Raw genomic sequence first — 11,119 nt, forward strand, 5'->3', positions numbered from 1 at the left:
CCACCATTGCGAGCGGTGCGCTTGATGGTGGGCACGCTTCGCTTTGCCTACCCTACCTACCTTTGCCCGCCCTCCCCTGCACTTTCGGCAGTTGAATTTCGCCCCGCGCTGTTCCATGAAGCGTCCGAGGTCCGTAAAGCCCCAAGAACCCCTCTCAAGAAACCCTGTAGGGAGTGATCAAAAATGAAGCTTGTTCGTTACGGCGCGAAGGGTGAGGAAAAGCCCGGCCTGATCGATAAATCCGGCCAACTGCGCGACCTGTCGGCACATGTGAAGGACCTCACCGGCGAGGCCTATTCGCCGCAATCCCTCGCCAAGCTTGCCGCGCTCGATCCGTCCAAGCTGCCTGCTGTTCCCGGCAACCCGCGCCTCGGCGCACCCGTCACCGGCATCTCAAAATTCGTCGCCATCGGGCTGAACTACACCGACCATGCCAAGGAAACCGGCAATCCCATTCCGTCCGAGCCGATCTTCTTCCTGAAGGCCAACACCGCCCTCTCCGGCCCGAACGACGCCGTGGAGAAGCCGCGCGGCTCGACCAAGCTCGATTGGGAAGTGGAGATCGCCGCCATCATCGGCACCCGCGCCAAATATGTCTCCGAGGCCGACGCGCTTAACCATATCGCCGGCTATTGCGTCTGCAACGATGTCTCCGAGCGCAATTTCCAGATCGAGCGCCTGGGCCAGTGGACCAAGGGCAAGTCGCACGACACCTTCGGCCCGCTCGGCCCCTGGCTCGTCACCAAGGACGAGATCCCGAACGTGCAGAGCCTGTCGATGTGGCTCGACGTCAACGGCCAGCGCCGCCAGACCGGCTCGACCTCGACCATGATCTTCTCGATGGCGAAGTGCATCTCCTACGTTTCGCAGTTCATGACGCTGTTGCCCGGCGACATCGTCACGACAGGCACGCCACCCGGCGTCGGCACCGGCATGAAGCCGCCGCAATACCTCAATGTCGGCGACGTCGTGACGCTCGGCATCGAGGGCCTGGGCGAGCAGCGCCAGGAGATCGTCGAGGCGTGACGACCGTCGCCTCATCCTGAGGAGCCGCGCAGGGTGGGCAAAGCGAAGCGTGCCCACCATCAGAGCGGAGTTGCTAATGGTGGGCACGCTTCGCTTTGCCCACGCTACGACTCTAAGGGGCATTCCCATGAAGCTTACCTTCTCGCCCGCCTCGCCGTTTGCCCGCAAGGTACGCATTGCTGCGATCGAGACCGGGCTGATCGACAAGATCGAGCTGGTCCCCACCACGGTCGCGCCAGGCACCGCGAACGATACCTATACGCGCGATGTCAATCCGCTGAAGAAACTGCCGGTGTTGATCCTCGATGACGGCGACGTCATCCTCGATTCCTACGTCATCGTCGAATATCTCGACGATCTCGCTGGTGGCGGCAAATTGATTCCGGCGTCCGGACCGGCGCGCTGGAAGGCGAAGACCGATCACTCGCTGCTGCAGGGCATGCTCGATTCCATGCTGTTGTGCCGCTACGAGAAGATGGCACGGCCGCAGGGCTCGCAGTGGCAAGCCTGGTACGACGACCACTGGAATCGAGCCTGGGCCGGCATGGCGCGGTTCGAGCAGCGGGAGGACGTGCTGTCCGGGCCGTTCAACATCGCGCAGATCGGACTTGTCTGCGTGCTCGGCTACGCCGATTTCCGCTTCCCCGATTGCGGTTGGCGCAAGACCTATCCGAAACTTGATGCGTTCAACCAGAAGATGCTGGAACGGCCGTCGGTCAAGATCTCGGTGCCGCCGCCGGCGTGAAGCGGAGCCTGCCATGAGCCTCACCTTCTCGATCGCAGACCTCACCATCCACCGCATCATCGAGCAGGAGACGACCTTCCTGCCGGCGCTGGACATGCTGCCCAGCCTGACGCCGGAAGTGCTGGCCGAGAACCGGGCCTGGATGCGCGAGGCCAAGGCGCTCGACGATAGCGATGTACTGCTGCTGTGCTTCCAGTCCTATGTCGTGAAGACGCCGCACCACACCATCCTGATCGATAGCTGCATCGGCAACGACAAGCCGCGCCCGCAGCGCCCGAAATGGAACATGAAGACCGACGACACCTACATGCGCGGCCTCGCCGCGGCCGGGTTGTCGATCGAAGACATCGACTACGTCTTGTGCACGCATCTGCATGTCGACCATGTCGGCTGGAACACGCGATTGGAAAGCGGACGCTGGGTGCCGACCTTCCCGAAAGCGCGCTACGTCTTTGCCAAGGGCGAGTTCGATTACTGGACGGCGCAGAACGAAAAGAACGCCGTGCCGCCGTTCATCGACAGCGTGCTGCCGATCGTGGAGGCGAAGCGTGCGGCAGTCGTGACCGATGATTTCGCGATCGGTGACCACGCGCGCATTTTGCCGACGCCCGGGCACACGCCGGGCCATGTCGCCTTCACCCTCGGGCGCGGCAAGGACGACGCCGTGTTCTCCGGCGATCTCATGCACTCGCCACTGCAGACGCGCTATCCGGAATTGTCGGCGAAATTCGACGTCGACCAGGCGCAGGCGGCGCAGACGCGGCGCAATTTCCTGGAGCGCTATTGCGACACCGACACGCTCTGCTGCACCGCGCATTTTCCCTCGCCCTCGGCCGGCAAGATAAGGCGCAGTGGTGACGGGTTTACGTGCGAGGCGCTGTAGGTGCCGCAAGTGAACTGCGGCTCGGCCGCGTTCTCTTCACCTCTCCCTTAGGGAGAGGTCGGCGCGTAGCGCCCGGGTGAGGGGTTACGCTCTATCGAGGGACCTAAACCCCTCACCCGGATCGCTGACGCGATCCGACCTCTCCCTACGGGAGAGGTGTTCGAGCCCGCGGCACCGTCAGAGCTCAATCGAACAAGCTCGGCGTGTGGTTGACTATCGCGCCCTCGATCTCGAGCATCTTCAGTTTCGTGACCACGCCGCCGTTCGCCGAGAAACCGCCGGGCTTGTTGCCGGCCGCAAGCACGCGGTGGCAGGGCACGACGATCGGACACGGGTTGCGGCCGAGCGCCTGGCCGACGTCGCGCGACAGCTCGACGCCGCCGAGCTGCTTGGCGATCTCGCCATAGGTCATGGTCTTGCCCGGCGGTATCTTGCGCGCAATGTCATAGACGCCGCGGTTGAACTCCGGCACGCCGTCGAGATCGAGCACGACCTCGGCAAGGTCGTTCGGCTTGCCCTCGAGCAATGCAGTCATGCGCTCGATCGCGCTTCTCACGTCCGCGGGCGGTGTGGCTTCCGTCGCCTCGCCGCTCCGCTGCCGAATGCGCTTGCGGGTGCTTTCCTCGCTCCCCATCGGCAGTTGCACGCCGGTGATGCCGTGCTCGCCCCACAGCACGCCGCAAGCACCGATCGCGGTGTCGAAGATCGCAAAATGCTGGTCGGTCATGGCTTGCTCCATATCTCAGGCCCGGCATTTCGAGCTTTGTCCTTGCAATGGAATCTAGGCTTGGAGAATGTTGCTATCCACCCGAATCCTGCGGGAACTTGAGAACATCCCCATGCAAACTCTTCGCATCAACGGACACGACATGGCCTACCTCGAGGTGGGCGACGGCCCGCCATTGGTGTGCGTGCACGGCTCGCTCTGCGATTTCCGGATCTGGTCGGCCACGCTGGGACCTCTGTCGCGCAGGCATCGCGTGATCGCGGTCAGCCTGCGGCATTTCTTCCCCGACCGCTGGGACGGCGTCGGCGACACCTATTCGATCGCCCAGCACGTCGAAGACGTCATCGCCTTCATCGAGCAGGTCGAGCCGAAGCCAGTCGACCTGATGGGGCATTCGCGCGGCGGACACGTCTCCTTCCGCGTCGCGCAACGGCGGCCGGATCTGTTGCGCAAATTGATCCTGGCCGAGCCGGGCGGCGAACTGGATGAGACGCTCGATCCCGACTTCAAGCCAGGCCTCTCGCCGCTGGCGGCGCGGATCGCCGCCTCGGCAGACGTCATCGCCAAGGGCGATATCGATGGTGGGCTGCAAATCTTCATCGATGCGCTGGAAGGGCCCGGCGCCTGGAAGCGTTTGCCGGCGGCCGCGAAGGAGCCGTTGCGCGACAATGCGACGACGCTGATCGGCCAGACGCGCGACAAGCGTCCGCCGTTCTCGAAGGCGGACGCGGAAGCGATCCGGACGCCAACGCTGTTCATCGGCGGCGCCAATACCAAAGGCGCGCTGCCGAAGGTGCTGCACACGCTGGCGGCCCATGTGAAGGGGTCGCGCACCGAGATCATCCCGGGCACGACGCATCCGATGTTCGAGCAGGCCCCGCAGCGCTATTGCGAGATCGTGCTGGATTTTCTGGCGGGATGACGGTCGGTCATCTCGGCATCACTTGTGATCCGGATACCATGAGCCATCCCAGGCATCGGGGGGCGGATTTGCCTTGAAGCCATCGATGCGTTTGACAAAGGCCATTGATGGCCCGTCAGCGGGAACAGCTTCAATTGCTTCCTTGAACGCCTGAAGCGCATCGTCCCAGTGGCGGGCGCGATAGGCGGCAAGTCCCTCGGAATATCGCTTTAGCAATGCCAATTGTGCCGGGCTGAGTTCGCCCTTGCGGCCGATAATCTCGAACACGGTGACCGGCCGCGTCTGACCAACGACGACCAGCCGATCGACTTCGCGAAATTCGATCGCATCGGCTGCCGCTTTCACGGTCGCTTCGGAAACCAGGGCATGGCTGCCGTATATCTTGTTCGCCCCTTCCAGGCGCGACGCAAGGTTCACCGCGTCGCCCATGACGGTGTAGCTCATCATGAATTCCGAGCCGATGCTTCCGACCAGAACCTCGCCGGTCGCAACGCCGATGCGCACGTCACATTCACTCGGCACCGACCGCACGCCGAGCAGTTCGGGCAATTCCGTCCGCAATGTCGTACCGCGATCGGCCATGTCGATGGCGGCAAGGCAGGCCAGCCGCGCTTGGTCGCCATCGTCGTTGAATGGCGGGCCCCAATAGGCCATGATCGCATCACCGATATATTTGTCGATGATCCCCTGATGGCTGCGGATCGGGCCGGACATGGTCGAGAGATAGTGGTTCATAACCTTGACCAGCCCCTGTGGCGTCATTCCTTCGCTGAGGCTGGTAAAGCCCTTCATGTCGCAGAACAGCACGGTCATGACACGACGCTGGCCGTCGGTCGCGGTCAGTGATTGTCGCTCAATCAGCCCCTCCACGACCCGCGGATCGATGTACCTGCCGAACGTCTCGCGCATCCGCTCCTTATGGCGCAATTGCTCGACCATCTTGTTGAACGCTGCGGTGAGCTGGCCGATCTCGTCCCGGGTCGTGACGTCGATCGAGCCGTCGAGCCGGCCGGCTTCGACCGCGCGGGTCCCCTCCAGCAGGCGCCTGACCGGCCGCGTAATGCCGGTGCTTACGAAGAATGAAAAGAGCAGCCCCAGGATCGCGGCGAGTGCCGTGAGGATGACGGAGATCAAAATAGCCCGTTGCTGGTCCTTCGCCGTCACCGCGGCGTCCGCACGCACCTGCGCCAGCATATCCCCTCGGACTTCGTCCACCTTCTGGTTGAACTCGTCGCGCAGTGCTTCGGCCCTGGCAAGGCTCGCCTTGACCTCGGAGAGATTGCCGGATTCAAGCAACGACAACAGCCGTTTGTGCTCCTCACCCAGATAGCGGCGGAGGTCATTGTTCAGGGTCTCAATTCGATCGTCGATCCGACCGAGCCTCGCGTTGTCGGATTCGGTGGCGACATCCGCAATGATCGCGTTGACGAGACCACGCGCGGCGTTCGCTTCCTGATCGACTTCCAGACCCTTCGCCTCGTATACTTTTTGCTGCTCATCCACAGCAGCATCGTCAGGCGGTGATTCCATCTTGGCGATCACCATCCGGCGAACAGCGAGTGCCTGCTCAAGCGAGCGGATATTCATTCGCGCCAGATGGCCGTAAGCCTCAACATATTTCGTCGTCAGTTCGTCGAGCTGATGGGCGATCCGCCTCGCCATCACCGTCGACAACACCGACGTGATGGCCATCAGCACGATGAGGCCCATGGCGATGCCAAGGATCTGGTTTCTGATTGTCGGTCGCAGCATGAAAGAACGCTCTGGCGTGACAGGCCGAATTTTTGAAGTAAGATCGGGATGATACGAAAATGAGAAGCGCGGCCAATCGCGACTTGGCCAAGTCAAGTTCTGATCGGCGGCTGCGAATTTAGCACAGTTCCGGAGACCGGATTGGGTGTCGTTTGCAGCGCCACCGAGACCGGCTGCACAGTGTCGCAGCCGGCCTCTAGGCGGAAACAGGGAGCGATCACACCTTCCATGCGCCGACCGGCTGGCGGACGGCGACGTTGAGGCGATTCCAGACGTTGATGACGGCGATTGCGAGGATCAGGGACGCCAGTTCCTTTTCGTTGAAATGCTTGTCGGCTTCGCGCCAGACCGCATCCGGCACGCCCTCCTCGCGGTCGCTGAGCCGGGTCAGCGATTCCGTCAGCGCGAGCGCGGCGCGCTCGGCGTCGGTGAAATAGGGGGCGTCGCGCCAGGCGGCGACGCAGAACAGGCGCTCGTCGGTTTCCCCTGCCCTCTTCGCGAGTTTCGGATGCATGTCGACGCAGACGCTGCAGCCGTTGATCTGGCTGGCACGCAGGTGCACGAGTTCGAGCAGTTTCTCCGGCAGATTACCGTGCGGCAGGTTGCTGAGCGCCTGCAGCGTCTTCATGGCGTCGGGAATGACCATCACCGGGTGATTCATGCGGGCTTGCATCATCTGTTCTCCATAGCATTGGCTTTGACGCGGTCCGGCCGATCTGCTGTCACACCGACCGGACTTGCTTCGTCATGTCCATGACGGGCCGCAGATGGAGAGTGTGACCGATGGACGAGAAAAATTTTCTGGCCGCGCAATTCGAGTCCAACCGGGCTCATCTGCGCGCGGTGGCCTACCGCATGCTCGGTTCGGCAAGCGAGGTCGACGACGCCGTGCAGGAAACCTGGCTGCGACTGAGCCGCACCGACGCCTCCGCGGTCGAAAATCTCGCGGGCTGGCTCACCACCGTGATCGCCCGCGTCTGCCTCGACATGCTGCGCGCGCGCAAGGCGCGCCGGGAGGAACCGATGGGGCCGGCCGTGCCCGAGCCGGCCGCGCACGATATGCATGAGCGCGACGCCGAGATGGCCGATTCCGTCGGCGCGGCGTTGCTGGTGGTGCTCAATACGCTCGCGCCGGCCGAACGGCTGGCTTTCGTGCTGCACGACATGTTCGCCGTTCCCTTCGAGGAGATCGCGCCGATCGTCGGCCGCACGCCGGCGGCGGCGCGCCAGCTTGCCAGCCGTGCCCGGCGCCGCGTGCAGGGCTCCCGTGAAGCCGATGGCGACGCCCCGCGGCAACGCAGGATCGTCGAGGCATTCCTGGCCGCCTCGCGGGACGGCGATTTCGAGGGTCTGCTCGCGGTGCTCGATCCCGATGTCGTGTTCCGCGCCGATGCGGCGGCGCAGCGACTGGGATCGCTGGCGGAAATCCGCGGCGCGACGGCGGTCGCCGAAACCTTCAAGGGACGGGCGCAGACCGCAAAGCCGGCGCTGGTCGATGGCGGGCCGGCGCTCGCGGTCATCCTCGGCGGGCAACTGCGGATCGTGCTGCAGTTCACCATCGCTGGCGACAGGATCACGGCGTTCGAGGCCATTGCCGATGCGGAGCGGATCGCGACGTTCAACATCGAAGTGCTTTCGAGCGATTAAAGCGAGGGTGGCCGGATTTCGCCTTGACCGCGTCGTGGGGTGGGGGTAGCTTTTTTCGAATACGGAATTCCGTATTCCGAATGGAACCCGGCATGCTACCGCTCGAGCCGCTACCCAACCTGATCGACCAGGTCTATGCGCGGATCCTGGAAGCGATCATCGACCGCACGCTGCCACCGGGGCAGCGGATCACCCAGAACGAGCTTGCCGAGAAGCTTGGCGTGTCGCGCCAGCCTGTGTCGCATGCGCTGCATCTGTTGCACCGCCAGGGGCTGGTCGCCGAAAGCGGCCGCCGCGGCTTCGAGGTGACCCAGCTCGATCCGCAGCGCATCCGCCAGCTCTACGAAGTCCGCGGCGCGATCGACGCGCTGGCGGCGCGGCTTGCTGCCGGGCGCAGCAGGACCGATGCGTCCTGCCGCGGGCGGCTCGAAGCCGCGCTCACGGCCGGGCGCGCGATCGACGCGCACACGCCGCTTTCCGAGCTGATCGCGCGCGACGTCGACTTCCACAGCGCGATCTATGCGCTGTCTGGCAATCCCGCGATCGAGGAGATGATCGCGCCGCAATGGGCGCATATGCGCCGCTCGATGGCGACCGTGCTCGCCGAGCTCGACTATCGTGAGAGTGCCTGGGCCGAGCATGAGCAGATCGCCGCGCATGTCCTTGCCGGCGATGCGAAGGCGGCCGAGGCCGCCGCACTTGCGCATGCGCAGACGGCAGGACGGATGACGGAGGAAAGATTGAGAGCGACCGACGTGGCGGCATGATCGACACGCCGTCCTCATCCTGAGGAGCGGCGAAGCCGCGTCTCGAAGGATGAGCCACAGCAAAGAAAACCAAAAGGAGGAAGCACCATGAAACTGACGCCAGAGCAGATCGAATTCTTCAACCGCGAGGGCTGGCTGTTCCTGCCCGAATTGTTCAGCCAGGAAGAGGTGGACTTCCTCGCCCGCGAGGCGGTGAGCATCTACGACGCTAACCGTCCCGAGGTGTGGCGCGAGAAGAGCGGCGCGCCGCGCACCGCCTTTGCCGCACATCTCTACAACGAGGCCTTCGGGACCCTCGGGGCGCATCCGCGCATGATCGAGCCGATCGAGCAGATCTTCGGCGAGAAGGTCTACATGCACCAGTTCAAGATCAATGCGAAGGCGGCCTTCACCGGCGACGTCTGGCAATGGCACCAGGATTACGGCACCTGGAAGCGCGACGACGGCATGCCGGAGCCGCGCGCGATGAACATCGCGATCTTCCTCGACGAGGTGATGCCGATCAACGGCCCCTTGATGCTGGTGCCGAAGAGCCACAATGCCGGCGACCTCAAGGCCGCCCACGACCTCGAGACCACGTCCTATCCGCTGTGGACGCTGGACGAGGAGACCGTGACGCGCCTGGTCAAGGACGGCGGCATCGTCGCGCCGACCGGCAAGGCCGGCGGCATGCTGATGTTCCACGGCAATCTGGTGCACGGATCGAGCGGCAACATCACGCCCTATCCGCGCAAGATCGTCTACCTGACGCTGAACGCGGTCTCGAACTACATCCGTACCCCGACGCGGCCGGAATACATCGCCCATCGCGATTTCACGCCGATCCATACCGTCGAGGACGACGCGCTGGTGCGGTTGGCGCGTGCACCGCGGCAGGCGGCGGAGTAGTCTCTCACCTGTCATTCCGGGGCGACGCGCAAGCGTCGAGCCCGGAATCCATTTCTCCGCTTGCGCATGCGGCCCGATGGAGTCCGGGCTCACGCTTCGCGCGCCCCGGAATGACGAAGCCAATCATCATCGGATTCCTCGCCATGAACCTCCACCACCTCCTCAAAGCCCGCGCCGCCGCCGGCAAGCCGGTTCGCGTGGCGCTGATCGGTGCCGGAAAATTCGGCTCGATGTTCCTCTCGCAGGTGCCGCACACGCCGGGACTGGAGGTGCCTGTTATCGTCGATCTCGACCGCGACCGCGCGCGCGAGGCGTGCCGCACCGTCGGCTGGGACGATGATCGCATCAAGGCCACCACTTTCACCGATGATGGCGCACGGGCGATTACAGGCGGCGCGATGGATGTGGTGGTGGAGGCGACCGGCAATCCCGCGGTCGGCATCAAACATGCGCGCGCGGCGATCGCGGCCGGCAAGCACGTCGTCATGGTCAATGTCGAGGCCGACGTGCTGGCGGGCCCGCTGCTTGCGGAAGAGGCGCGGAAAGCCGGCGTGGTCTATTCGCTCGCCTATGGCGACCAGCCGGCATTGACGGCGGAAATGGTCGATTGGGCACGCGCCACCGGCTTTCGCGTCGTCGCCGCCGGCAAGGGCACGAAGTATCTGCCGGCCTATCACGACGTGACGCCGGAAGGCGTCTGGAGCCACTACGGCCTCACGGCCGGCGAGGCACAATCCGCCGGCATGAATCCGCAGATGTTCAACTCCTTCCTCGACGGCACCAAGTCCGCGATCGAGATGGCGGCGATTGCCAACGCCACCGGCCTCGACGTGCCCTCCGATGGCCTGCTGTTTCCGCCCTGCGGCGTCGACGATCTTCCGCATATCTTGCGGCCGCGCGAGAAAGGCGGCGTGCTGGAGAGGTCGGGTGTGGTGGAAGTGGTATCGTCGATCGAGCGCGACGGCCGTCCCGTCTTCCGCGACCTGCGCTGGGGCGTCTATGTCGTGCTGGAGGCGCCGAACGATTACGCGACCGACTGTTTCAAGCAGTATGGGCTGAAGACCGACGCCTCCGGCCGCTATGCGGCGATGTACAAGCCCTATCATCTGATCGGACTGGAGTTGAATATCTCGGTGCTGTCCGCGGCATTGCGCAATGAGCCGACCGGCCAGCCGCACGGTTTTCGCGGCGATGTCGCCGCGGTCGCCAAGCGCGATCTGCGCGCAGGCGAAGAGCTCGACGGCGAAGGCGGTTACACAGTGTGGGGCAAACTGATGCCGGCACAAGCGAGCCTCGCCGCCGGCGCGCTGCCGATCGGGCTCGCCCATCGCGTGAAGCTGAAGAACGACATCGCACATGGCGCCGTGGTGCGCTGGAGCGATGTCGAGATCGACGCTGGCAACGAGACGGTCAAGACGCGCAAGGCGATGGAAGCGGCGTTCGGCGGCACGAAGGCGGCAGGTGCCGACCGCGTCCCTGCCTGAAGATTCAGCGCTCGCTTCGCAACTGCAGTAGGGCATTGCGCTTGATTATCGGTGCCCGAACGGTCATGCTCCCTGACGGAACCGGAAATTTCGGACTTCCAATAAGAAGAGCCTTTGAAGGCCCGCCAACCTAATCGCCACAATCCAGCGTCGGTCACCGACGAAGCCAAAAACGACACTCAAGATCGTTGTCCCTCGTCGAGGTATCGACATTCAGCTAGAGGGGAAACGCATGAAACGTCGTGAGTTCTTGAAGGCAGGCGGCATCTCGCTCGCCG

Annotated in this window: 12 protein-coding genes (1 of these 12 only partly in view); 9 read left to right on the top strand and 3 right to left on the bottom strand. The window is 63.9% G+C overall.

The features are described from left to right. Positions 1 to 183: 183 nt before the first annotated feature. The 3 genes from ACVJGD_RS23735 to ACVJGD_RS23745 all read left to right on the top strand — a co-directional run bounded on the left by ACVJGD_RS23735 (position 184) and on the right by ACVJGD_RS23745 (position 2,654). Positions 184 to 1,026, top strand: a complete 843-nt coding sequence (locus ACVJGD_RS23735) for a fumarylacetoacetate hydrolase family protein (protein ID WP_456636586.1) — start codon at positions 184 to 186, stop codon at positions 1,024 to 1,026. A gap of 127 nt (positions 1,027 to 1,153) precedes the next feature. Further along, positions 1,154 to 1,771, top strand: coding sequence for a glutathione S-transferase family protein (locus ACVJGD_RS23740; RefSeq protein WP_456636587.1), 618 nt, complete (start codon positions 1,154 to 1,156; stop codon positions 1,769 to 1,771). 13 nt (positions 1,772 to 1,784) lie between these two features. Continuing rightward, positions 1,785 to 2,654, top strand: a complete 870-nt coding sequence (locus ACVJGD_RS23745; protein ID WP_456636588.1) for an MBL fold metallo-hydrolase — start codon at positions 1,785 to 1,787, stop codon at positions 2,652 to 2,654. A 184-nt stretch (positions 2,655 to 2,838) separates the two neighbouring features. Here ACVJGD_RS23745 and ACVJGD_RS23750 read toward each other — a convergent pair whose 3' ends face one another. Further along, complete coding sequence (locus ACVJGD_RS23750; protein ID WP_456636589.1) at positions 2,839 to 3,381, bottom strand: methylated-DNA--[protein]-cysteine S-methyltransferase; 543 nt, start codon at positions 3,379 to 3,381, stop codon at positions 2,839 to 2,841. Between the two features lie 112 nt (positions 3,382 to 3,493). Here ACVJGD_RS23750 and ACVJGD_RS23755 point away from each other — a divergent pair, with 112 nt between their 5' ends. Further along, on the top strand, positions 3,494 to 4,303 hold the full coding sequence (locus tag ACVJGD_RS23755) for an alpha/beta fold hydrolase (RefSeq protein WP_456636590.1): 810 nt from the start codon (positions 3,494 to 3,496) through the stop codon (positions 4,301 to 4,303). Positions 4,304 to 4,321: 18 nt separating this feature from the next. Here ACVJGD_RS23755 and ACVJGD_RS23760 read toward each other — a convergent pair whose 3' ends face one another. Continuing rightward, positions 4,322 to 6,055, bottom strand: a complete 1,734-nt coding sequence (locus ACVJGD_RS23760) for an adenylate/guanylate cyclase domain-containing protein (protein WP_456636591.1) — start codon at positions 6,053 to 6,055, stop codon at positions 4,322 to 4,324. Between the two features lie 217 nt (positions 6,056 to 6,272). Further along, positions 6,273 to 6,728: a carboxymuconolactone decarboxylase family protein gene (locus tag ACVJGD_RS23765; RefSeq protein WP_456640347.1), complete on the bottom strand. Its 456-nt coding sequence runs from the start codon at positions 6,726 to 6,728 to the stop codon at positions 6,273 to 6,275. A 110-nt stretch (positions 6,729 to 6,838) separates the two neighbouring features. On the opposite strand from ACVJGD_RS23765, the gene ACVJGD_RS23770 reads away from it, so the two are divergent. The 5 genes from ACVJGD_RS23770 to ACVJGD_RS23790 all read left to right on the top strand — a co-directional run. Next, on the top strand, positions 6,839 to 7,702 hold the full coding sequence (locus ACVJGD_RS23770) for a sigma-70 family RNA polymerase sigma factor (protein WP_456636592.1): 864 nt from the start codon (positions 6,839 to 6,841) through the stop codon (positions 7,700 to 7,702). A 92-nt stretch (positions 7,703 to 7,794) separates the two neighbouring features. Beyond that, positions 7,795 to 8,469, top strand: a complete 675-nt coding sequence (locus ACVJGD_RS23775; protein WP_456636593.1) for a GntR family transcriptional regulator — start codon at positions 7,795 to 7,797, stop codon at positions 8,467 to 8,469. 87 nt (positions 8,470 to 8,556) lie between these two features. Continuing rightward, a complete protein-coding gene (locus tag ACVJGD_RS23780; RefSeq protein ID WP_456636594.1) occupies positions 8,557 to 9,357 on the top strand; it encodes a phytanoyl-CoA dioxygenase family protein in 801 nt (266 codons plus the stop codon). Positions 9,358 to 9,500: 143 nt separating this feature from the next. Next, a complete protein-coding gene (locus tag ACVJGD_RS23785) occupies positions 9,501 to 10,841 on the top strand; it encodes an NAD(P)H-dependent oxidoreductase (RefSeq protein ID WP_456640348.1) in 1,341 nt (446 codons plus the stop codon). 232 nt (positions 10,842 to 11,073) lie between these two features. Next, on the top strand, positions 11,074 to 11,119 hold the 5' portion of the coding sequence (locus tag ACVJGD_RS23790; RefSeq protein WP_456636595.1) for a TRAP transporter substrate-binding protein. Its footprint extends 1,043 nt past the window's final position; 46 of the gene's 1,089 nt are visible here — the first part of the coding sequence; its start codon is at positions 11,074 to 11,076; the stop codon falls past the right edge of the window.

Source organism: Bradyrhizobium sp. USDA 10063 (assembly GCF_054063735.1).

Bases quoted from the DNA above. Each gene is read 5' to 3' on its own strand.
- ACVJGD_RS23735 (WP_456636586.1), top strand. From the start codon at position 184: ATGAAGCTTGTTCGTTACGGCGCGAAGGGTGAGGAAAAGCCCGGCCTG.
- ACVJGD_RS23740 (WP_456636587.1), top strand. From the start codon at position 1,154: ATGAAGCTTACCTTCTCGCCCGCCTCGCCGTTTGCCCGCAAGGTACGC.
- ACVJGD_RS23745 (WP_456636588.1), top strand. From the start codon at position 1,785: ATGAGCCTCACCTTCTCGATCGCAGACCTCACCATCCACCGCATCATC.
- ACVJGD_RS23750 (WP_456636589.1), bottom strand. From the start codon at position 3,381: ATGACCGACCAGCATTTTGCGATCTTCGACACCGCGATCGGTGCTTGC.
- ACVJGD_RS23755 (WP_456636590.1), top strand. From the start codon at position 3,494: ATGCAAACTCTTCGCATCAACGGACACGACATGGCCTACCTCGAGGTG.
- ACVJGD_RS23760 (WP_456636591.1), bottom strand. From the start codon at position 6,055: ATGCTGCGACCGACAATCAGAAACCAGATCCTTGGCATCGCCATGGGC.
- ACVJGD_RS23765 (WP_456640347.1), bottom strand. From the start codon at position 6,728: ATGCAAGCCCGCATGAATCACCCGGTGATGGTCATTCCCGACGCCATG.
- ACVJGD_RS23770 (WP_456636592.1), top strand. From the start codon at position 6,839: ATGGACGAGAAAAATTTTCTGGCCGCGCAATTCGAGTCCAACCGGGCT.
- ACVJGD_RS23775 (WP_456636593.1), top strand. From the start codon at position 7,795: ATGCTACCGCTCGAGCCGCTACCCAACCTGATCGACCAGGTCTATGCG.
- ACVJGD_RS23780 (WP_456636594.1), top strand. From the start codon at position 8,557: ATGAAACTGACGCCAGAGCAGATCGAATTCTTCAACCGCGAGGGCTGG.
- ACVJGD_RS23785 (WP_456640348.1), top strand. From the start codon at position 9,501: ATGAACCTCCACCACCTCCTCAAAGCCCGCGCCGCCGCCGGCAAGCCG.